20 protein-coding genes are annotated in these 22,360 nt (G+C 44.0%); all 20 read left to right on the top strand.

The features are described from left to right. Positions 1–7 precede the first annotated feature (7 nt). Positions 8–892, top strand: coding sequence for a translation elongation factor Ts (tsf, locus tag ACFQ4A_RS01570; protein WP_382397076.1), 885 nt, complete (start codon positions 8–10; stop codon positions 890–892). A 109-nt stretch (positions 893–1,001) separates the two neighbouring features. Next, positions 1,002–1,724: a UMP kinase gene (gene pyrH / locus ACFQ4A_RS01575; RefSeq protein WP_382397077.1), complete on the top strand. Its 723-nt coding sequence runs from the start codon at positions 1,002–1,004 to the stop codon at positions 1,722–1,724. A 2-nt stretch (positions 1,725–1,726) separates the two neighbouring features. Next, positions 1,727–2,284, top strand: coding sequence for a ribosome recycling factor (frr, locus tag ACFQ4A_RS01580; RefSeq protein WP_382397078.1), 558 nt, complete (start codon positions 1,727–1,729; stop codon positions 2,282–2,284). Between the two features lie 297 nt (positions 2,285–2,581). Beyond that, positions 2,582–3,349, top strand: a complete 768-nt coding sequence (locus tag ACFQ4A_RS01585; RefSeq protein ID WP_382397079.1) for an isoprenyl transferase — start codon at positions 2,582–2,584, stop codon at positions 3,347–3,349. A 15-nt stretch (positions 3,350–3,364) separates the two neighbouring features. After that, entirely contained in the window at positions 3,365–4,156 is a 792-nt protein-coding gene (locus ACFQ4A_RS01590; protein WP_382397080.1) for a phosphatidate cytidylyltransferase, read from the top strand. 99 nt (positions 4,157–4,255) lie between these two features. Next, positions 4,256–5,515 carry an RIP metalloprotease RseP gene (gene rseP / locus ACFQ4A_RS01595; protein WP_382397081.1) on the top strand — a complete coding sequence of 420 codons (1,260 nt, stop codon included), beginning with the start codon at positions 4,256–4,258 and terminating at the stop codon, positions 5,513–5,515. A gap of 148 nt (positions 5,516–5,663) precedes the next feature. Continuing rightward, positions 5,664–9,956, top strand: a complete 4,293-nt coding sequence (locus ACFQ4A_RS01600) for a PolC-type DNA polymerase III (protein ID WP_382397082.1) — start codon at positions 5,664–5,666, stop codon at positions 9,954–9,956. A 306-nt stretch (positions 9,957–10,262) separates the two neighbouring features. Continuing rightward, positions 10,263–10,733, top strand: a complete 471-nt coding sequence (rimP, locus tag ACFQ4A_RS01605) for a ribosome maturation factor RimP (protein ID WP_382397083.1) — start codon at positions 10,263–10,265, stop codon at positions 10,731–10,733. Between the two features lie 16 nt (positions 10,734–10,749). Beyond that, positions 10,750–11,862 (top strand): transcription termination factor NusA, encoded by a 1,113-nt coding sequence (gene nusA, locus ACFQ4A_RS01610; RefSeq protein WP_382397084.1) that lies wholly within the window; start codon positions 10,750–10,752, stop codon positions 11,860–11,862. Positions 11,863–11,874: 12 nt separating this feature from the next. Beyond that, a complete protein-coding gene (rnpM, locus tag ACFQ4A_RS01615; protein WP_382397085.1) occupies positions 11,875–12,156 on the top strand; it encodes an RNase P modulator RnpM in 282 nt (93 codons plus the stop codon). Continuing rightward, positions 12,146–12,445, top strand: a complete 300-nt coding sequence (locus tag ACFQ4A_RS01620) for a L7Ae/L30e/S12e/Gadd45 family ribosomal protein (RefSeq protein ID WP_382397086.1) — start codon at positions 12,146–12,148, stop codon at positions 12,443–12,445. Before rnpM ends, ACFQ4A_RS01620 begins: the two co-directional genes overlap by 11 nt. Positions 12,446–12,465: 20 nt before the next feature. After that, positions 12,466–14,631 (top strand): translation initiation factor IF-2, encoded by a 2,166-nt coding sequence (gene infB, locus ACFQ4A_RS01625; protein ID WP_382397087.1) that lies wholly within the window; start codon positions 12,466–12,468, stop codon positions 14,629–14,631. After that, positions 14,628–14,906 (top strand): DUF503 domain-containing protein, encoded by a 279-nt coding sequence (locus ACFQ4A_RS01630; RefSeq protein WP_382397088.1) that lies wholly within the window; start codon positions 14,628–14,630, stop codon positions 14,904–14,906. Before infB ends, ACFQ4A_RS01630 begins: the two co-directional genes overlap by 4 nt. Positions 14,907–14,945: 39 nt before the next feature. Further along, positions 14,946–15,287, top strand: coding sequence for a 30S ribosome-binding factor RbfA (gene rbfA / locus ACFQ4A_RS01635; RefSeq protein WP_382397089.1), 342 nt, complete (start codon positions 14,946–14,948; stop codon positions 15,285–15,287). 214 nt (positions 15,288–15,501) lie between these two features. After that, positions 15,502–16,398 carry a tRNA pseudouridine(55) synthase TruB gene (gene truB / locus ACFQ4A_RS01640; RefSeq protein WP_382397090.1) on the top strand — a complete coding sequence of 299 codons (897 nt, stop codon included), beginning with the start codon at positions 15,502–15,504 and terminating at the stop codon, positions 16,396–16,398. A 19-nt stretch (positions 16,399–16,417) separates the two neighbouring features. Beyond that, positions 16,418–17,362 carry a bifunctional riboflavin kinase/FAD synthetase gene (locus ACFQ4A_RS01645; RefSeq protein WP_382397091.1) on the top strand — a complete coding sequence of 315 codons (945 nt, stop codon included), beginning with the start codon at positions 16,418–16,420 and terminating at the stop codon, positions 17,360–17,362. Between the two features lie 126 nt (positions 17,363–17,488). Continuing rightward, positions 17,489–17,758, top strand: coding sequence for a 30S ribosomal protein S15 (rpsO, locus tag ACFQ4A_RS01650; protein ID WP_382397092.1), 270 nt, complete (start codon positions 17,489–17,491; stop codon positions 17,756–17,758). 118 nt (positions 17,759–17,876) lie between these two features. Next, positions 17,877–19,991, top strand: a complete 2,115-nt coding sequence (gene pnp, locus ACFQ4A_RS01655; protein WP_382397093.1) for a polyribonucleotide nucleotidyltransferase — start codon at positions 17,877–17,879, stop codon at positions 19,989–19,991. Positions 19,992–20,106: 115 nt separating this feature from the next. Beyond that, entirely contained in the window at positions 20,107–21,063 is a 957-nt protein-coding gene (locus ACFQ4A_RS01660; RefSeq protein ID WP_382397094.1) for a polysaccharide deacetylase family protein, read from the top strand. 30 nt (positions 21,064–21,093) lie between these two features. Continuing rightward, entirely contained in the window at positions 21,094–22,320 is a 1,227-nt protein-coding gene (locus ACFQ4A_RS01665) for a M16 family metallopeptidase (RefSeq protein ID WP_382397095.1), read from the top strand. The last annotated feature ends 40 nt before the right edge of the window (positions 22,321–22,360 follow it).

A 22,360-nucleotide genomic window follows, 5' to 3' on the forward strand; every position in this document is an offset into this window, starting at 1 on the left:
AATCCCGATGGCAATTTCGGCAAAATTAGTTAAAGAACTTCGTGAAAAAACCGGTGCCGGCATGATGGATTGTAAAAAAGCTCTCCAGGAAACCGACGGCGACATGGATAAAGCAATGGAATTTCTGCGTGAAAAAGGTATGGCGAAAGCTGCGAAAAAAGCCGATCGTATTGCGGCTGAAGGACTAACCCATATCGAAGTGGACGGCAACGCCGCTGTTCTCTTGGAGGTCAACTGTGAAACAGACTTTGTCACCAAAAATGACCAGTTTAAACAATTGCTGTCAGAACTTGGCACCCACATCGTCAAGCAGAAGCCTGAAACTGTCGAAGAGGCACTGCAGCAGCAACTTCATGGCGATGGCGACACAGTTGAACAATACATTAATGAAACAGTCGGCAAGATTGGTGAAAAAATCTCGCTCCGCCGTTTCGAACTGCTGAATAAGACGGATAATGATGCGTTTGGCGCTTATCTGCATATGGGTGGATCGATCGGTGTGCTGACATTGCTTGAAGGCACTCAGGACGAGAACCTTGCAAAAGATATTGCGATGCATGCAGCAGCCGTCAGCCCTCGCTATGTTTCGAGAGATGACGTGTCTGAAGAAGAAGTGAACAGCGAGCGTGAAATGCTGAAGACACAAGCTTTGAACGAGGGTAAGCCGGAGCATATTGTTGAGAAAATGGTCGAAGGTCGCCTCGGTAAGTTCTTTGAGGAAATTTGTCTGCTGGAACAGGACTTTGTGAAGGATCCTGATCAGAAAGTGAAAAAGTATGTCGCTGATAACAGTGCATCCGTCCGTACCTTCGTCCGTTATGCAGTCGGTGAAGGAATGGAAAAACGGGAAGAAAACTTTGCTGAAGAAGTTATGAACCAAATGAAACAATAGAAAACGGCGTGAAATAGGGAACGCATCAGGCTGTTCCCTATTTCGCTGCCAGGCTTTATATAGCCCATCACAGAAGTACTCAAACTATATCATTCCGATGGAGGTAATCATGACAACAGCCCGATACCGTAGAATCGTGTTAAAATTAAGTGGTGAGGCATTAAGCGGCCAACAAGGCTATGGCATTGAACCGCAAGTCATTCAGTCGATTGCATCCCAGATAAAGGAAGTTGCCGAATTGGGTGTGGAAGTAGCTGTAGTCGTCGGCGGCGGCAATATCTGGCGTGGCAAGGTCGGAAGTGAAATGGGTATGGATCGTGCGACGGCTGACTACATGGGTATGCTGGCGACCATTATGAATTCCCTGGCACTACAGGACAGCCTGGAAAACAACGGCATTCCGACACGTGTACAGACTTCCATAGAAATGCGGCAGGTTGCTGAACCATATATCAGGAGAAAGGCCATTCGCCATCTCGAAAAGAAACGTGTTGTCATTTTTGCTGCAGGAACCGGGAATCCTTATTTTTCAACCGATACAACAGCGGCATTACGGGCTGCTGAAATTGAAGCAGAAGTTATCTTAATGGCTAAAAATAACGTTGATGGCGTATACTCCGATGATCCGAAATTAAACAAGGATGCACAAAAATATACGGAGATATCCTATATGCAAATGCTGAATGAAGGTTTGGGCGTCATGGACTCGACAGCATCATCACTATGTATGGATAATGATATCCAATTAATCGTATTTTCCATAACTGAAAAGGGCAACATTAAACGGGTCGTGAAAGGCGAACCAATTGGGACAACAATAAGGGGGGACTGATCATGTCCGAACAAGTTATCAAGGAAACAAGGAGCAAAATGGAACAAGCCGTTCAGGCTTTTTCGAAAAGCCTGGCAACAATACGGGCCGGACGGGCAAATCCAGCAATTTTAGATAGTGTTGTTGTGGATTATTATGGTGCTGCCACACCGTTAAACCAATTGTCGACTGTGTCTGCACCGGAAGCGAGACTCCTGGTGATTACACCTTTTGATAAGTCGTCCATATCCAATATTGAAAAGGCCATTCAAAAAGCTGACTTAGGCTTATCCCCGTCCAGTGACGGTAATGTGATTCGTATCAATATTCCTGCTTTGACCGAAGAACGCCGCAAAGAGCTGGTGAAAGTTGTCGGGAAATATGCCGAAGAAGCACGTGTCCAAGTGAGAAACATCCGTCGCGAAGCCAACGACCAGCTGAAAAAGGCCGAGAAAAATGGTGATCTGACAGAAGATGACCTCAAAAAAGAACAAGACAATGTCCAAAAGGAAACCGATAAAAATATCGATAAAATTGACCAGTCTGTTAAAGACAAGGAAAAAGAAATATTGGAAGTTTAGATAAAGGTTAGTCAAATAAGATGCAGCAGCCCTCTTGTTTAAGAGGGCTTTTGTTTCCAACGGGGCCACCTGGCGCTAGGCCGTCTTTCTTTAAAATATAAGGAAAGTACTCGCCTTGTGCGATCAAGGCAGATTTTTCTTATGTTTTAAGGAATTTAATATAAAATTACTGGATAATAGTGATATAATAGGCATTTATGCTAATAGGATAATAATATCCTGTTAGATATATTAGCGGCTGCTTCAATTATGGCAAAATGATATATAAGCTTCAGCAATGATATCGGAGGACAAAATATGTCAATGAGACTTCCTTTTTTTAATCATAAAAAGACAAAGGTGAAGGTGAATGAAGCATCTGATTTCGATAATATGCCGGGACACGTCGCGATCATTATGGACGGGAATGGACGCTGGGCCAAAAAACGGGGCCTCCCGCGGATTGCCGGCCATAAAGCGGGTATGGATGTTGTCAAACAAGTGACTAAAACGGCAGCAAATTGCCATGTTGAGACGCTAACCCTTTATGCTTTCTCAACTGAAAACTGGCGACGGCCAAAGTCAGAAGTTGATTATCTGCTGGGGCTTCCGAAAGAGTTCCTGCATACATATTTGCCTGAGCTGATGGGAAATAATGTGCGGATCGAGACAATTGGCAATCTGAATGTTCTTCCGGCTCATACGAAAGAAGCCGTTGCCTATGCTAAGGAAAAGACAAAAGATAATGATGGATTATTATTAAATTTTGCTTTAAACTATGGTAGTAGATTTGAAATCATTCAAGCGATCAGACAAATTGTAACAGATGTTGACAATTCCAGGGTGACACTGGATAAACTGGATGAAGATGTATTTTCAGAATATCTCTATACGACTGGTTTGTCCGATCCGGATCTGTTAATTCGCACCAGTGGCGAACAGCGGTTAAGTAATTTTTTGCTCTGGCAGAGTGCTTATTCCGAATTTTGGTTTACGGACGTATTATGGCCTGATTTCACAGAAGACATGTTCAGGCAGGCGCTTCATGATTACCAGCAGCGAAAAAGGCGGTATGGAGGCATATAAGGTGTTGACTATTCTATGAAACAGCGAATTCTAACGGCAATTGCAGCAATTCTCATTTTTATACCATTGGTTGTAATCGGCGGTATGACATTTAACGTATTTGTTTACCTGCTGGCAACGATCGCTTTGCTTGAGTTAATCCGTATGCGACGAATAACGGTTGTTTATGTTCCTGTCACACTTGCGGTTATCTGCTTATGGCTTTTATTACTTCCTTCTGCTGATATGTTGCAACCTTTCTCGAAAGCTGACCTACTAATGCTTTTCACTTTATTCCTGCTGGCATATACGGTGATGGCGAAGAATAAATTTACATTTGATGACGCTGGTTTTATGCTGCTGGCCATCATCTATGTCGGGATGGGATTTTATTACCTGATTGAGACCCGAGATGGCACGAGTGCAGGCGGACTGGCGAATATTTTTTACGTTCTGGTCGTTATCTGGGCAACAGATACCGGGGCATATTTTTGCGGCCGTGCGTTCGGTAAACAAAAGCTGTGGCCGAAAATAAGCCCGAACAAAACGATAGAAGGAGCAGTCGGTGGGATTGTCTTGGCTGCTGCCGTCGGTATCATTTTTCATATTGCCTTCCCGTTCCCGTATGATATGATAACTGTAATAACTGTGACGGTTCTGGTATCGATTGCCGGACAGATTGGCGATTTGGTGGAGTCAGCTTTCAAACGGCACTATGGTGTGAAAGACGCCGGAAAGATACTCCCAGGTCATGGTGGTATTCTTGATCGTTTGGACAGTCTTCTGTTTGTTTTGCCGCTGCTTCACTTCATCCATTTCTTTGCTTGACCAGGTAATTCTGTCATAGATTGGCGTCAATCAGCGGATAATATTTCCTGATACGGCGTATGATATATCACCTCTATTATTTAAAGGACGGTGCTGCGATTGACCACCATTATAGCGTTTGTTATCATGTTTGGCCTGCTTGTTTTCATTCATGAATTCGGTCATTTAATTTTTGCCAAGCGGGCTGGAATGCTTGCCCGGGAATTTGCTATCGGGTTTGGACCAAAGGTGTTTGCCTTTACGAAAAACGAAACCGTTTATACGATTCGTCTGCTTCCAATCGGCGGTTATGTGCGGGTGGCCGGTGAGGATCCGGAAATCATTGAATTAAAAGCCGGTCAGCATATCGGTTTAGAATTCAATCAGGATGGAAAAGTCAACAAAATCATTGTTAACCATAAATCAAAACATCCCAATGCCCGTGTCATTGAGGTTGAACATGCCGACTTGGATCATGAACTGCTGATCGAAGGTTATGAACCGGATGAAGAGGATGAGAAGCTAAGTTTTCAGGTAGATCGCAAAGCCTTTTTTGTTATGGATGAGGAAGAAACACAAATCGCGCCATTTGACCGGCAGTTTGCTTCAAAGAGTACCGGGAAGCGGGCTATGCAATTGTTTGCCGGGCCAATGATGAATTTTTTGCTGGCGATTGTTATTTTCTTTATTGTCGGAATCGTTCAAGGTGTACCTGTAGACGAAGCTGAAATAGCTGGTGTCGTATCCGGCAGCCCAGCTGAGGAAGCTGGTTTCCAGGTGGGTGATGAAGTTGTCCGGATTGATGGCACGTCCATTGCCACGTGGGAGGAATTTACAGAGATTGTTCAGGAACACCCGGAAGAAGAACTGACAATGACTGTTAAACGCCATGACAGCACCGAAATGCTGACGATCACGCCTGCCAAAATTGAATCGCAAGGGATCACAATTGGACAGGCGGGGGTCCAGCAGGCATCTGAAAAATCATTTTTCGGAACGTTTCAGTATGGTTTTGAACGAACATACGAAACGACAACTTTAATCTTGACAAATCTTTTTAAGTTAATAACAGGACAATACTCGCTTGAAGTCCTGTCCGGTCCCGTCGGTATATATGATGCGACAGACCAGGTTGTCCAATCCGGTTTCATGACGTTCCTGATGTGGACTGCAATATTGAGTGTTAACTTAGGGATTGTCAACTTAGTCCCGCTCCCGGCACTTGACGGCGGACGGCTCTTGTTTGTAGGGATTGAAGCGGTCCGGGGCAAGCCGATCGATCCGCAAAAAGAAGGGATTGTGCATTTTATCGGATTTGCTCTGTTGATGTTATTAATGATTGTGGTCACATGGAATGATATTCAGCGGTTATTTTTATAATATTAACCATCAATTAACAAAGCCATGATAGTAAAAGGTTGTCAAGACAGGTTTTCTATAATGGTAATAAAACCCTTGTCCACAGTTACCGGCAAGGGTTTTCCAGTCATTATTGCCAGGGTACACCAATAATCGGGAGGAGAACGTCATGGGTATCTCAAAACAGGAGAAAATGAATGTGTTGCTGGAACAGTTGGGGATTCCCGAACAGGACGTGAACGCTCATTTTTCGGATAGTCAACTCATTAAACTGGAAGTCCATAAACGAAGCAGGACATGGCACTTTCATATCCGTGTCAAGCGTTTACTACCAACAGAAATATATGCGCTTCTTTCATCAAAATTACAGGAAACATTTCAGCAGTTTGCCGAAATCGATTTAACCCTGTATACAGAGGTAAAAGATTATGACAGTGATACGATGACTGCTTATTGGCAGAAGTTTGTTCAGTCCGTATCCGATTTATCGCCTGCCTATAAAGATCTTGTATTTGATCAGGTCCCAAAGGTTGACAATAATAAAATTATGTTAACTGCTAGAAATGAAGCAGAAGGGATAGCGCTCAAGAAGAGACTGGAAAAGCCATTCCAGGAGTTTTGCCAAAAAATCGGGGCGCCCCCAATCAGCCTGAATATCGACGTGAAGACGGAAATGGCGGAACTACAAAAATTTAGGGAACAAAAAGCGCAGGAAGATCAGGCGCTTGTTATGAAAACCGTTCAGGAAAAAGAAAAACGTGATAAAGTAAAACTTAAAAGTGATCAGGAAAAGCCTATAATGCTTGGCTATAAAATTCAGGATGAGCCGATTCAAATGGAGGAGATTCTGGAAGAGGAACGCCGGGTAACGGTGCAGGGGTATGTATTTGCTGCAGAGATTCGGCAATTGCGCTCCGGCAGAAGCTTACTCATTCTTAAAGCGACCGATTATACGGATTCCCTGCAAATTAAAATGTTTTCCAAGGGTGATGAAGATGCGGAAACATTTGAAAAATTAAAGGAAGGTATGTGGATCAAGGCGAGAGGTAGCATTCAAACCGATATGTACACCAATGAATTGGCCATGATGGCGAATGATATCCACGAGATCAAGGTGGCGAGACGTCAGGACACCGCACCTGAAAACGAAAAGCGCGTCGAGTTTCATGCGCATACAACGATGAGCCAGATGGATGCTGTCATGTCGCCATCAGCGCTAGTAAGTCAAGCGGCCAACTGGGGGCATAAAGCGGTTACGATTACAGACCATGCTGGCGTCCAAGGCTTTCCGGAAGCACACAATGCCGGTGCAAAGCATGGCCTTAAAGTTATCTACGGTGTGGAAGCCAATTTGGTTGATGACGGCGTACCGATTGCTTATAACGAACGTGATGTCGAACTGGATGATGGTACATATGTTGTATTTGACGTGGAAACGACCGGCCTTTCTGCTGTTTATGATACGATTATCGAGCTTGCCGCCGTGAAAATCCATCAAGGCGATGTGATTGACCGTTTCGAATCGTTCGCCAACCCCCATCATCCATTAGCACAAACAACGACAGACTTGACAGGTATCACGGACGATATGGTCAAAGATGCGCCAGAAGTCGATGATGTGTTGAAAGACTTTCATAACTGGATGGGTGACAGTATTCTGGTCGCCCACAATGCAAGTTTTGATATTGGGTTCCTGGACCAGGGTTTTCAGAAGATCGATTTTGCGAAAACAGCCAACCCGGTGATTGATACGCTGGAATTGTCCCGGTTTTTGTACCCGGAATTGAAAAATCATCGCCTGAACACAATGTGCAAGCATTTGGACATTGAACTGACCCAGCATCATCGTGCCATATACGATGCGGAAGCTACCGGCCATCTGTTATGGAAATTAGTCAAAGCATTGCTGAAACAAGACATTACCAATCATCAGCAATTAAATAATCATATGGGGGAAGGGGATGCTTATAAACGCTCCCGTCCGTCACATTGTATTTTGCTCGCCCAAACACAGGAGGGTATGAAAAATCTTTACAAACTTGTTTCCTATGCCCATGTCCATTATTTTTACCGGGTTCCCCGAATACCGAGATCTCTTTTACAAAAGTTGCGTCAAGGGATTCTTATCGGGTCTGCCTGTGATCAGGGTGAAGTGTTTGAAGCGATGATGCAGAAGTCGGCCGATGAAGCGGAAAAAGCTGCTGAATTCTATGATTATATTGAAGTACAGCCGCCTTCTAATTACACGCATTTAATTGAAAAGGAACTTGTCCAAAATGAGGCGCAAATTCTCGATATCATCTCCAAGCTGGCGGATATGGGTGAACGCATGAATAAACCTGTCGTAGCTACGGGAAACGCCCATTATCTTGACGAACATGATAAAATCTACCGGCAAATTTTAATTACATCACAATCCGGTAATCCATTAAGCCGGCAGACATTACCGGAGACACCTTTACGCACAACGGATGAGATGCTGGAAAGTTTTCAATTCCTGGGCGAAGACAGGGCGAAAGAAATTGTTGTAATGAATACGAATGCTTTGGCAGATGATATAGGCGATTTGTCACCGGTCCAGGACGGACTGTTCACGCCAACGATTGAAGGTGCCGATCAGGAAATCCGTGACCTGTGCTACAACCGGGCCAAACAGATTTATGGTGATTCGGTGCCGGCCATCGTAACCGACAGGCTGGAAAAAGAACTCTCCAGCATTATCGGGAATGGCTTTGCGGTCATCTATTTAATTTCACATAAGCTCGTTAAAAAATCGCTTGATGATGGTTATCTCGTTGGCTCGCGGGGGTCGGTCGGCTCATCTCTTGTTGCCACCATGATGGAAATAACCGAAGTCAATCCATTGAAGCCGCATTATGTCTGCACCGCGTGTCATTACCATGAGTTTATAACAGACGGGTCAGTCGGCAACGGCTTTGATTTAACCGATAAAGATTGCCCTGAGTGTGGCAGACCATTAACAAAAGATGGGCATGATATTCCATTTGAGACGTTTCTTGGTTTCAAGGGGGACAAGGTTCCGGATATTGATTTGAATTTTTCCGGGGAATATCAGCCGAGAGCCCATAATTATACAAAGGATCTGTTTGGCGAAGAGAAAGTATATCGTGCTGGAACGATCGGTACGATTGCCGAAAAAACAGCCTATGGTTATGTAAAAGGTTATGCGTCTGATAAACAATTCGTCTATAAAAATGCTGAAGTTGACCGGCTTGTACAAGGCTGTACAGGCGTGAAACGGACAACCGGACAGCATCCGGGCGGCATTATTGTTGTACCTGAGGACAAGGAAATTTTTGATTTTACGCCGATCCAATATCCTGCTGATGACCGAAACAGTGAGTGGCAGACAACCCACTTTGATTTCCATTCCATTGATGATAATCTATTGAAATTGGATATACTCGGGCACGATGATCCGACCGTTATACGGATGCTGCAGGATTTGAGCGGAATTGATCCAAAAACAATCCCGACCGATGATGAAGAGGTTATGAAAATATTTTCCGGTCCGGAATCATTAGGCCTTACGCCTGAACAGATCAATTGTAAAACCGGCACACTCGGTGTTCCGGAATTTGGGACAAGGTTTGTAAGACAAATGCTTGAGGATACGAAACCGAGCACATTTGCCGAGCTTGTTATCATCTCCGGCCTGTCCCATGGCACCGATGTATGGCTCGGCAATGCCGAAGAGCTGATTAATGACGGTATTTGCGAATTGCCGGATGTCATTGGATGCCGCGACGATATTATGGTTTACTTGCTTCATAAAGGGCTGGAAGCATCACTCGCCTTTACCATTATGGAATATGTCCGTAAAGGCAGGGGCTTGAAAGATGAATGGATTGATGAAATGAAAAAGCATGATGTTCCGGATTGGTATATCGAATCGTGTAAAAAGATCAAATATATGTTCCCAAAAGCACACGCTGCGGCTTACGTATTAATGGCTGTACGGATCGCGTATTTTAAAGTACACTATCCGATTTATTTTTATGCAGCCTATTTCTCGGTCCGGGCTGGAGATTTTGAGCTGGACACGATGATAAGAGGCTCAAGTGCGATAAGACAGCGCATCGAATCGATTATGGCCAAAGGGAATGATGCCTCACCTAAAGAGAAAAGTCTTTTGACTGTATTGGAAGTGGCATTGGAGATGTGTGAACGGGGCTACGCGTTCAATAAAGTCAATTTATACCAATCAAAGGCATCGGAATTTATCGTGGATGGTCATACCCTGATCCCGCCATTTGACGCTGTGGATGGGCTTGGAACAAACGCTGCCATTAATATAGTCAATGCACGGGGGGATGGTGAATTTCTGTCCAAAGAGGATTTGCGCCGGCGCAGCAAAATTTCCAAAACAGTTCTGGAATATCTTGATAATCATGGCTGTCTTGAGGGGATGGCTGAACAAAACCAGTTATCGCTATTTTGAGCAATGAGAAAAGCATTCTGATCGCTGATGATAAACATGATTCTTGCAACCAGGTTATACGTATGCTATAGTTTTAAAGGTATGGAATCATTTGAACGGTTAAAGAGTGGGGACGCCCACTCTTTATTCATACGACCGGTTTCGCACCACTTAACGCCCCTTGCCACATCCTCAGGCAGGGGTTTTATATTAAGGAGAAACGCCAGCCGGGTACGGAAACAAATATAGGTGTTAAACGGTGCAAATGAAATGGCTGTGAGTGGTTTATACTAGAGTGTAACAACAACTGAATAAAGGAGGATATGCATGAGTTCCAAAATTGTTGAGACGACTGAACAAATGGCCGAACCCATTCTGCAGGAAAGAGGATTGGAATTGGTCGATGTAGAATATGTGAAGGAAGGAAAAAGTTGGTTTCTGCGGGTTTATATTGACAAAGAAGGCGGTGTCGATATTGACGAATGCGGCATTGTCTCCGAACAATTAGGTGACAAGCTGGATCAGGAAGACCTGATCGAGGGCGCTTATTTTTTGGAAGTTTCATCACCAGGTGTTGAGCGTCCGTTGAAATCCAAACAGGATTTTACAGACCATGTGGGCAGCAATATCTATGTCAAGCTGTATGAACCGATTGACGGCGATAAAGAATATGAAGGAACATTGCTCGCGTTCACAGATGAAACGGCCGTCATAGCTTATAAAGTGAAAACCAGCGACAAACGGGTTGAAATACCATATAAAAAAATAGCCAAAGCCAGACTGGCAGTATCATTGTAAAGGGGGAAACGAAAAAGTGAGCAATCAGCTGTTTGATGCGATTGATTATTTGGAAAAGGAAAAGGGAATTGATAAAGATATCCTGATGGAGGCTTTGGAAGCTGCCTTAATTTCTGCCTATAAAAAGAATTTTAAATCAGCAACGAATGTACGGGTTGACATTGATGAGGAGTCGGCAGCCATGCGTGTCTATTCAAGGAAAACAGTTGTAGATGACGTTGAAAATACCCAGGAAGAATTATCGCTGCAGGAAGCGCGGGAACTGGATCCGAACTATGAGGTGGATGATGTCATTGAAGTTGAAGTCACACCAAAGAATTTCGGACGGATTGCCGCCCAGGCTGCCAAACAGGTTGTCACACAACGTGTCAGGGAAGCAGAACGTGGTGTTATATTCAGTGAGTATGTCGATCGTGAAGAAGATATTATGACCGGTATTATTTCTCGGAAAGATCACCGTTTTATATATGTCAATCTGGGAAAAATCGAAGCAAAACTGGCTGAATCGGAGCAGATGCCCACCGAGGAATACCATGTCCATGACCGCTTGAAAGTGTTTGTCAATAAAGTGGAAAACACTAGCAAAGGGCCACAGATTTATATATCACGGTCCCACCCTGGACTCCTGAAGCGTCTGTTTGAAATGGAAGTACCGGAAATATATGATGGGACTGTTGAAATCAGATCAGTGGCAAGAGAAGCGGGCGACCGTTCCAAAATAGCCGTGCATGCCGATGATCCGGAAATCGATGCCGTCGGTTCATGTGTCGGGCAGAAAGGGCAACGGATCCAAGTGGTCGTCGATGAATTAAAAGGTGAAAAAATTGATGTCGTTGAATGGTCAGATGATCCAGTCGTGTATGTTTCCAATGCCCTGAGCCCGTCAAAAGTGGTCGATGTATTGGTTGATGAAGAAGATAAGGCAACAACTGTGGTCGTTCCGGACTATCAATTGTCGCTTGCAATTGGCAAACGGGGACAAAACGCCCGTTTAGCCGCTAAATTAACCGGATGGAAAATTGATATCAAAAGTGAATCAGAGGCTCGTGAACAAGGGCTTCTGGACGATAATGACGGTGAACAGGCCGAAGAATCCTATTCTGACATTGACGAAGACCTGTTTGAATAAGGAGGTAACGCTATGGCCAAAAAGAAAAAAACACCACAACGGAAATGTGTCGTAACGAATGAAATGAAGCCGAAAAAAGAACTGATCCGCATCGTCCGTAATAAAGAAGGAGAGGTTTTTGTCGATCCGACCGGCAAAAAGAACGGTCGTGGGGCATACCTGACCAATGATCCGACCGTTATTGAAAAGGCTGAAAAGACAGGTGTTTTAAACCGACAGCTGGATGCGGATATTGATCCGTTGGTTTATGAGGAACTGAAACAATTCGTTGCAGGTAACCAGGATGAAAGCTAACTATTTAAATATCATTGGATTGGCTTACCGTGCAGGAAAGTGCTCGCTAGGGGAAGATATAATTGTGAGAGATATTCAGCAGAAACGGGCCGAACTCGTGCTGCTGGCAAGCGATATCGGTCCCCGGACAAAGAAAAAAATAACAAACAAGTGTCATACTTACGAAATACCTTATGAAATCGTTGATGATAGAGAAACATTATCGAACGCGATTGGAAAATCTCAAAGAGTGGCTGTCGCTATTTTGGATGCGGGATTCGCTGCCAAAATCAGAACGCTATTGGGATAATTAATCTTGGGGGTGGACATATGAGCAAAATGCGTATATACGAATATGCCAAGCAGAATAATACGACGAGCAAAGAAGTCATCCAGCATTTAAAAAACTTAAACTATGATATCAAAAACCACATGTCAACCGTTTCGATTGAAACAATTGTTGAACTGGACAAGAAGTTTGCACCAAAACAGTCTGATAATAATCCAAAGTCCAGGAAAAACGAACCAAAACAAAACCAATCCAATCAAACACAGAACCAGGCACAACAACCGAAAAAGGATAAGCCAAACAACAAGCCAAATGGCCAGGGTCAGGGTCAGCAACGAAAAGGGCACAACCAGAATAAAAACAGGCGACATAAAAACCAAAATAAAAACAGGCAACAGCATTCCGCGTCAAAATCGCAGCAACAGAAACACCGACAAAAGCCTGCAAAAGAAACACCAGCCAAAATCACCTATAGCGAAACATTGACGGTTAGTGATTTAGCGGAAAAATTAAACAAAGATGCGTCAGAGATTATTAAAAAGTTAATGTCTCTAGGTGTCATGGCCAACAAAAATCAGGATCTTGATGATGATACGGTTGAATTGTTGTGTGACGAATTTGGTGTAGAAGTTGAAAAAGAGATCATTTTGGAAGATACCGACTTTGATAAGTATCTTGAGAAAGATGATCCAGCCGATCTAATGGAACGTCCGGCCGTTGTTACGATTATGGGACACGTCGATCATGGAAAAACGACGTTATTGGATGCGATCCGTCATACAAAAGTAACAGAAGGTGAAGCAGGCGGTATTACCCAGCATATTGGTGCCTATCAGGTTGAAAATGATGGTAAGAAAATCACCTTTCTTGATACACCGGGCCATGCAGCATTCACCAGCATGCGTTCCCGCGGTGCTCAAGTAACGGACATCGCTGTATTGGTTGTTGCGGCAGACGACGGTGTCATGCCGCAGACCGTGGAAGCTATTAATCATGCCAAAGCTGCCGAAGTACCGATCATTGTAGCAGTTAACAAAATGGATAAAGAAGGCGCCAATCCGGACCGGGTCATGCAGGAATTGACCGAATATGAGCTGATCCCTGAAGATTGGGGCGGTAAAACCATCTTCGTCAACCTTTCCGCGGTCAAGCGGGAAGGTATTGACAATCTGTTGGAAATGCTGCAGCTTGTATCAGAAATGGAAGAATTAAAGGCCAGTCCGAATGCCAATGCGTTTGGTACCGTCATTGAAGCCAAGCTTGAAAAGGGTAGAGGATCTGTTGCAACACTGCTTATTCAGAACGGCACAATGCGCGTTGGTGATTCAGTTGTTGTCGGAAATACGTTTGGACGGGTTCGTGCCATGGTGAACGATGAAGGAAAACGCGTTAAATCGGCTGAACCGTCAACACCGGTGGAAATCACCGGTCTGAACGATGTCCCACAGGCTGGTGACCCGTTCCTGAAATTTACCGACGAGAAAAAAGCACGTCAGGTCGGTGAAGCACGTCAGCAAAAACACATCCAGGAAAATCGGACGGAATCAACAAAAGTAAGTCTCGATGATTTGTTTGAACAGATTAAACAGGGTGAAATGAAAGAAATCAATATTGTCATAAAAGCCGATGTTCAAGGTTCAGCGGAAGCCCTCGCATCATCACTTGAGAAAATAGAGGTAGAAGGCGTCAAGATTAAAATTATTCATACCGGCGTGGGAGCGATTAAGGAATCAGACATCATATTAGCATCTGCATCCAATGCGGTCGTTATTGGCTTTAACGTACGCCCTGATGCCAATGCGAAAAAAGCTGCCGAATCCGAGAAAGTAGATGTTCGGTTGCATCGTGTTATTTACAAAGCGATGGAAGAAATCGAATCTGCTATGAAAGGCATGCTTGATCCGGAATATGAAGAAAAAGTTATCGGGCAGATAGAAGTCCGTGAAACGTTTAAAGTCTCCAGAATTGGAACCATCGCTGGCAGTTATGTAACCGATGGGAAAGTCACTCGCGATTCGGGCGTGCGGGTTATCCGTGACGGTGTGGTACAATTTGAAGGTGAAATTGACACCTTGAAGCGGTACAAAGATGATGCCAAAGAAGTCGCGCAAAACTATGAGTGCGGCATAACGATTAAAAACTTTAACGACATTAAAGTAGGCGATATACTGGAAGCATTCGTCATGGAAGAAATTGAACGCACATGATCATGTATGCGGAAGTGGAGTGTATGCTGTATGAAGGCCGTTCACTTAAGCAGAAACGCTCCATCATCAAACGTATTATGGCCAAATTGCGGAATGACTTGAATGTTGCCACTACCGAACTGGAATACCATGATTTATGGCAGAGGACAAAACTCGGAATCGTGACACTTTCCAATGATAAAACACATGCCGAGCAAGTAATTCAGACAGCATTAAATACGATTGACACATTTACCGAGATTGAACGTACGATCACGGAGGTGGAAGCTCTCTAATGAGGGAGACTCAGCCGTCCGCTTATTGAGGTGATGCAAGTGAGTAATATTCGTGCAAATCGTGTAGCAGAACAGATGAAAAAAGAGTTGGGTGAACTGATCGGTCAAAAAATTAAAGATCCGCGTGTTGGATTTGTAACCGTAACGGATGTGGAAGTGACCGGGGATCTGCAGCAGGCAAAAGTGTTTATTTCCGTCCTTGGAGACGAGGAGGAAAAGCATGACACACTGGTTGGTCTGGCCAAAGCAAAAGGATTTATCCGGTCAGAAATCGGGAAACGTATACGGTTGAGAAAAACACCGGAGATTACGTTTGAATTTGACGAAGCCTTTGAATACGGTAATCGTATTGAAAAAATACTGCGTGAATTAAACGAATAGGTAGCAGTATCATTACTGGGTTAATCTGACTCGTCGTCAAAGGGGTCAGATTTTTCCTTGGTATATTGTTTATCCCGCATGTAATGGACAGTAACCCGCCTAGGAAACGGCGGCTAACTGCCCATAAATGTCCGATTCTGTTCAACTAACATTTAGTGGAGAAGAGCACTCCACTGAATGAAGTTTCACTTTATGACCAATTGGAGCTGGTGATATGAATGGCATTTTACCTTTGTGGAAACCAAAGGGCATGACATCACATGACTGTGTCATGAAGGTACGTCGATTATTTCAAATTAAAAAAGCCGGTCATACCGGGACACTTGATCCGGAAGCGGAAGGTGTTTTGCCGATTTGTCTTGGCCAGGCTACCAAAATCGTTCCCTTTCTGACGGATACAACGAAAACGTACATAACGGAAGTGACACTCGGTACTGCAACAGAGACGGAAGACAGCCACGGGGCAGTTGTCGAAATGAGCCAGGTGACAAATCCTCCATCTCAACAGGAAATCAAAAACGTGTTACAATTGTTCCGGGGACACATTACCCAGGTTCCTCCCATGTATTCTGCTATTAAAGTTAATGGAAAGAAACTGTATGAATATGCGAGAAATAACGAGTCAGTCGAGCGGCCAAAGCGTCGAGTTGTTATACATCAACTCGAAACGCTGCAGACGGGGTCTCCTGCTAACCGTTTTTGGCTGGAAGTCGTTTGTTCAAAAGGTACATATATTCGAACACTCTGTGTTGATATCGGAAACCAGCTGGGATATCCTGCCCATATGTCGGCTTTATACAGGACAGCCACAGGCCCTATCCGGAAAAAAGATACGGTGACGTTCAGCGATATTAAACAGGCCGTCACGTTAAACAGTCAGGCGCAACTGCTGATGTCAATGGGAAGCTGTTTGACTCAAATGCCCCGTACGACAGTGAATGACAATACGAGGAAACGGGTGTTTCACGGTCAAAAACTGCCTAAACCAGCTCATCTCCCTGAAACTGATCCATTTCTGGTTATGTTTGATGAACACGTCATAGCGATCTATGAAACTGATCCGAAAAATAACCATGTCATGAAGCCGGTACGCGTCTTTCATGATGACTAAAAAGTGCAGGTGACATAAATTGCGGACAATCAAATTAACATATCCTCATACATTGTTATTGGACGAATTACCGGAAACGGCCGCTGCCATCGGCTTCTTTGATGGCATTCATGAAGGACATCAAAAAGTGATCAAGACAGCCGTTAATCAAGCAAAATATAACAATATGGAAAGTGCTGTCATTACCTTCCACCCGCATCCGTCTGTCGTATTGAAACAAGATGTAGAGCATGTTCAATACATCACGCCATTGCAGGAAAAGCAACAAATGCTGCAACGGCTCGGGGTCGACCGTCTATACATTATTACGTTTAACAAAGAATTGTCATCCCTGGAGCCGCAATCCTTTATTGATCACTTTATCATTCAATTGAATATTAAACATCTCGTCGCTGGATTTGACTTTTCTTACGGGCACAAGGGTAAAGGAAATGTGCAGACAATCGATGCTCATTCACGAGATGTTTTTGATGTAACGGTCATTGATCAGGTTCAGGCCGGCGACCGTAAAATAAGTTCAACAAGGATAAGGGAATTACTGCAGTCGGGCGAAGTCGAGAGAGCTAATGAACTACTGGGCAGGCCACTGATTGTCCGCGGGATTGTCAAAGAAGGCGATAAACGGGGAAGAGAAATTGGCTATCCAACGGCCAATTTGGCTATTTCCAACGATGTGCTGCTGCCGAGAATCGGTATCTATGCTGTCAAAGTGCTCTTTAAGAATGAAGTGTATGAAGGAATGGCCAGTTTAGGGTACAATCCAACATTTACAGCTGACAGGGATGAGCCGATAGTGGAAGTGAATATATTTGATTACAACAATGATTTGTATGGTGAAGAACTGGTACTTGAATGGCATCACTACATCCGTGACGAAATCAAATTTAACAGTGCCGGTGAACTCATCAGACAAATCGAAGAGGACGAAAAGCAGATCCGGCGTTATTTTGCTCACGAATCGTGACGGTATCCTCTTGCATTTTTAAAAAAAACATTGTATGCTTGAGTACGTAAACCATCGCTCGGCAAATCGTAACTCCGACGATTGCTGGGGGAATGGGGATATTCATTAATAATGGAGGTGAGCCGGATGGCTATCACAAAAGAACGTAAAAATGAAATTATCAGCGAATATAAAGTTCATGATAATGATACAGGCTCTCCGGAAGTACAGATTGCTGTACTGACGGAAGAGATCACAAAATTAAACGAGCATTTAAGCGTTCACCAAAAAGACCATCATTCACGCCGCGGTCTTCTCAAAATGGTAGGTAGGCGCCGTAACCTGCTGAACTACTTACGTCATAAAGACGTGACACGTTATCGTGAATTGATTAAAAAGCTCGGCCTACGCCGATAAGGTTAAAAAGCAGGAGAAATCCTGCTTTTTTTCTTCATGCACACATAAAATTTACATTTACGCTTATTAACTATAAAATGAAAGTAGTAAGTGTTTTTGGAAGGGAGTTTTTATACGAATGACAGAAGAGAAAAAAGCGTTCTCCACAGAGGTTGCCGGTAAGCCATTTACCGTTGAAACCGGAGAACTGGCCAAACAAGCAAACGGTGCATGTATGGTCCGCTACGGTGATACGGCCGTATTGGCGACAGCGACGGCATCTGATCAACCGAAAGACTTGCCGTTTTTCCCGTTAACGGTTAATTATGAAGAACGGTTATATGCTGTAGGTAAGATCCCCGGGGGATTTATTAAACGGGAAGGACGTCCGAGTGAAAAAGCAACGCTGACTTCCCGTTTGATTGACCGTCCGATTCGTCCACTTTTCCCTGATGGTTACCGAAATGAGGTACAGGTTATCAGTACGGTGATGAGTGTCGATCAGGACTGCTCGGCGGAAATTGCAGCGATGATCGGTTCATCGATCGCACTCGCCATTTCGAACATTCCGTTTTCCGAACCGATAGCAGGCGTGCATGTTGGACGCGTCGATGGTGAATTCGTGATTAATCCAACCGTTGATCAGGAAGAAAAAAGTGATATTGAGTTAACGGTTGCCGGAACAAAAGATGCTATTAACATGGTAGAAGCCGGTGCCGAGGAAGTTCCTGAAGATGTGATGCTTGAAGCCATTATGTTTGGGCACCAGGAAATCATCAGGCTGATTGAATTTCAGGAAACGATTATTGAAGCGGTTGGTGTAGCGAAGAAGGCATTCAATCCTGAAACACCGGATGAAGCATTAACAGCCAAAGTGGAAACAGAAGCAAGGGACAAGTTACTTGAGGCAATCCAGACAGAAGGCAAAAAAGCACGTGAAGAAGCAATTGATCGGGTGAAAGATGATGTACTGGCTTCCTATGAAGCAGAAGACGAGGCAGTTATTGATGACGTGAAATCCATTTTGGATGACATGGTTAAAGAAGAGGTCCGTCATCTGATCACTAAAGACAAGATCCGGCCAGACGGGCGTCAAGTTGATGAAATCCGTCAGTTATCGTCCCGTATTGGTATTCTGCCAAGAACACACGGATCAGGCTTGTTCACACGTGGTCAAACCCAGGCATTAAGCGTATGTACATTAGGGGCACTTGGTGATGTACAAGTATTGGATGGGCTTGATCTTGAAGAATCCAAACGGTTCATGCATCACTATAATTTTCCGCAATTCAGTGTTGGTGAAACCGGACCAATCAGAGGACCGGGTCGCCGGGAAATTGGCCATGGTGCACTGGGGGAACGGGCTCTTGAAAAAGTCATTCCATCCGAAAAGGCGTTTCCATATACCATCCGTCTCGTGTCAGAGGTGTTGGAATCAAATGGTTCAACCTCACAGGCGAGTATCTGCGGCAGCACACTGGCCATGATGGATGCAGGCGTACCCATTAAAGCACCTGTTGCCGGGATAGCCATGGGACTTGTTAAATCGGGCGAAGATTATACGATTTTGACTGATATCCAGGGTATGGAAGATGCACTCGGTGATATGGACTTTAAAGTAGCCGGAACAGAAAAAGGGATAACGGCACTGCAAATGGATATTAAAATTGAAGGCTTATCCAAAGATATTCTTGAGGAAGCTTTAGCGCAGGCTAAAAAAGGCCGGATGCAGATTCTTGATTCTATGCTCGCTACTATTAAGGAACCAAGATCTGAGCTGTCACAATATGCCCCTAAAATATTGACGATGAACATCAATCCGGATAAAATTCGTGACGTGATTGGACCAAGCGGTAAACAAATTAATCAGATCATCGATGAGACCGGTGTAAAAATTGATATTGAGCAGGACGGGAGTGTCTTCATTTCATCGCCTGATGCAAATATGAATCAGAAGGCAAAACAAATCATTGAAGATCTTATTCGTGAAGTGGAAGCAGGGCAAATATACCTGGGAACGGTTAAGCGTATTGAGAAATTTGGTGCGTTTGTTGAATTATTTAAAGGAAAAGATGGTCTGGTCCATATTTCTGAATTGGCCGAGGAACGTACGAAGAAAGTGGAAGATGCCGTATCCATTGGTGATCAGATTATGGTCAAGGTCAAAGAAATCGATAACCAAGGACGTGTCAATCTTTCGCGCAAAGCAGTGTTAAAAGAAGAGCGCGAAAAACGTGAAAAATCACGGTCATAATCAAACGAAACAAGAAGCTGGTGAACCAGTTTCTTTTTTTATTGCTTTTTTACGGATCAAAGGTTGCACATAACCTGTCCATCCTTCTCATATGATTGAATGAGGGGGGGATTGGATGTACCGCTTTCGCTTTTTAATACATGCTTGTGTATTCATTCTGATTGTTGCCGTATCATTTGATTTTACGTATAATCCCTTTGAACCAAATGACGTCATTACAGCTTCCAAGACAGTGGATGACATAGCCAAAAATAACGATCCACTATATGAAGAGATACAAGCAAAGCGTCCGGACTATGAAGAAGAACCGCAAAATGCCGTCATTGATGAAGTCTGGAAAAAGATGCCTGGACGCAATGGTGTGAAAGTCGATGTCGAGAAATCCTATGAACAGATGAAAGAGCAGGATGTCTTTGATGAAACACTGTTCGTATATGATCAGATCCCACCGGAGGTAACCATGGACGATTTGCGTGCCGCACCAATTTATCGCGGTCATCCGGACAAAGATATGGTGGCCTTATTAATCAATGTATCGTGGGGAACAGAATATATCCCGGCCATTTTGAATATTCTAAAGGAACATGGTGTTAAAGCTACTTTTTTTATTGAAGGAAAATGGGCGATGGAAAACACGGATTACGTCAAGATGATTGATGAGCAGGGGCATCTCATCGGGAATCACGCCTATAACCATCCTGTTATGTCCCGTTTGTCCCGACAGGCTATGGTGGAACAAATCAGTCAAACCAACGACATTCTTAAAGCTATAACAGGTGAGACACCGCAATGGTTTGCCCCGCCCAGTGGCGATTACAATGACCAGGTTGTTAAAGTGGCGTCTGAACAAAACATGAAAACGATCCTGTGGAGTGTTGACACGATTGATTGGAAGAATCCATCTGTATCTGTTATGATGAACCGGGTAAACGCCAACATCCATCCTGGTGCTACGCTGTTAATGCATCCAACGTCTTCAATCGCTGAGGGACTGGATTCACTGATCAAAAATATAAATGAACAGGGTTATAGAATCGGAACGGTCAGTAACTTGTTAAGCGCAGAAAGATAGTTTTCAGGATTCATTTTAGGAGGAAGAATAGTGATCGAAAAACATACAAGTGATAATGGTTTGCGAATTGTTCTGGAAAACATCCCGGCGGTACGATCGGTAACCATTGGTATATGGGTGAAAACCGGTTCACGGAATGAAACAGAAGACATTAATGGCATTTCCCACTTTCTGGAACATATGTTTTTTAAGGGGACGAATACAAGGTCTCCGCAGGATATTGCCGAAGCGTTTGATGCCATAGGCGGACAGGTCAATGCGTTTACATCCAAAGAATATACGTGTTTCTATGCTAAAGTGATGGATACGCATAAAGATGAAGCGCTGGCAATATTGGCGGATATGTTCTTTAATTCTTCTTTCGATGAAGAAGAGATGGAACGGGAGAAAAAGGTTGTACTGGAAGAAATTAAAATGTATGAAGATACACCTGATGATATTGTGCATGATATTCTCGCACGTGCTTCATTTGGCGACCATCCGTTAGGGTATCCGATACTGGGCACGGAAAAGCAGCTGCAGTCATTTACACCGGACACACTAAGAAACTATATAAACGAGCGCTATACGCCTGATAACGTCGTTGTATCCGTTGCCGGAAATGTGGAAGATTTATTTATTCAAACCGTTGAAAGCTATTTCAGCGGCTTTCGGTCAGAAGCCCGACAGACAGAAGTAGAACGGCCAGCATTTTTGGCCAATCAAATCGAACGTCATAAAGATACAGAGCAGGCTCACTTATGCTTGGGCTATAATGGCTTACCTGTGGATGACGATAATATGTACAGTCTGATCATTTTGAACAATGTGCTTGGCGGTAGCATGAGTTCACGGCTTTTTCAGGAAGTCAGAGAAAAGCAGGGGCTGGCGTATGCCGTCTTCTCGTATCATGCATCGTTTTTGGACAATGGTTTGTTAACGATTTATGCTGGTACGGGAAAAGACCAGCTACCACAGCTGAGGGAGACGATTAATCGAACGGTTGATGATTTAATCCAAAATGGGTTGACAGAAAAAGAATTGACCAACAGCAAAGAACAGTTGAAGGGAAATCTAATGCTGAGCCTGGAAAGCACGAGCAGCCGGATGAGTCGTAATGGACGAAATGAATTATTATTGAATAAGCATCGTTCGCTGGATGACATGATTGCTGACATTGACGCGGTGAACCACGAAAAATTGCAGCATGTGATTGATGCCACTTTCCGGCATGCCCCATCAAGTGCGCTAATTGCGCCAGAGCCTTCCGCTTCATAAGCATTATTTTCAGCCTCCCATCATATATATGCGTAAAATG

Source organism: Lentibacillus salinarum (assembly GCF_042679865.1).
Classification (GTDB): Bacteria; Bacillota; Bacilli; order Bacillales; family Amphibacillaceae; genus Lentibacillus; species Lentibacillus salinarum.

Excerpts from the sequence above, each read along its gene's own strand:
- pnp (WP_382397093.1), top strand. The coding sequence starts at position 17,877 with ATGACAGAAGAGAAAAAAGCGTTCTCCACAGAGGTTGCCGGTAAGCCA.
- pyrH (WP_382397077.1), top strand. The coding sequence starts at position 1,002 with ATGACAACAGCCCGATACCGTAGAATCGTGTTAAAATTAAGTGGTGAG.
- infB (WP_382397087.1), top strand. The coding sequence starts at position 12,466 with ATGAGCAAAATGCGTATATACGAATATGCCAAGCAGAATAATACGACG.
- ACFQ4A_RS01600 (WP_382397082.1), top strand. The coding sequence starts at position 5,664 with ATGGGTATCTCAAAACAGGAGAAAATGAATGTGTTGCTGGAACAGTTG.
- ACFQ4A_RS01660 (WP_382397094.1), top strand. The coding sequence starts at position 20,107 with ATGTACCGCTTTCGCTTTTTAATACATGCTTGTGTATTCATTCTGATT.
- truB (WP_382397090.1), top strand. The coding sequence starts at position 15,502 with ATGAATGGCATTTTACCTTTGTGGAAACCAAAGGGCATGACATCACAT.
- ACFQ4A_RS01620 (WP_382397086.1), top strand. The coding sequence starts at position 12,146 with ATGAAAGCTAACTATTTAAATATCATTGGATTGGCTTACCGTGCAGGA.
- frr (WP_382397078.1), top strand. The coding sequence starts at position 1,727 with ATGTCCGAACAAGTTATCAAGGAAACAAGGAGCAAAATGGAACAAGCC.
- tsf (WP_382397076.1), top strand. The coding sequence starts at position 8 with ATGGCAATTTCGGCAAAATTAGTTAAAGAACTTCGTGAAAAAACCGGT.
- rnpM (WP_382397085.1), top strand. The coding sequence starts at position 11,875 with ATGGCCAAAAAGAAAAAAACACCACAACGGAAATGTGTCGTAACGAAT.
- ACFQ4A_RS01590 (WP_382397080.1), top strand. The coding sequence starts at position 3,365 with ATGAAACAGCGAATTCTAACGGCAATTGCAGCAATTCTCATTTTTATA.
- rimP (WP_382397083.1), top strand. The coding sequence starts at position 10,263 with ATGAGTTCCAAAATTGTTGAGACGACTGAACAAATGGCCGAACCCATT.
- ACFQ4A_RS01630 (WP_382397088.1), top strand. The coding sequence starts at position 14,628 with ATGATCATGTATGCGGAAGTGGAGTGTATGCTGTATGAAGGCCGTTCA.
- ACFQ4A_RS01585 (WP_382397079.1), top strand. The coding sequence starts at position 2,582 with ATGTCAATGAGACTTCCTTTTTTTAATCATAAAAAGACAAAGGTGAAG.
- rpsO (WP_382397092.1), top strand. The coding sequence starts at position 17,489 with ATGGCTATCACAAAAGAACGTAAAAATGAAATTATCAGCGAATATAAA.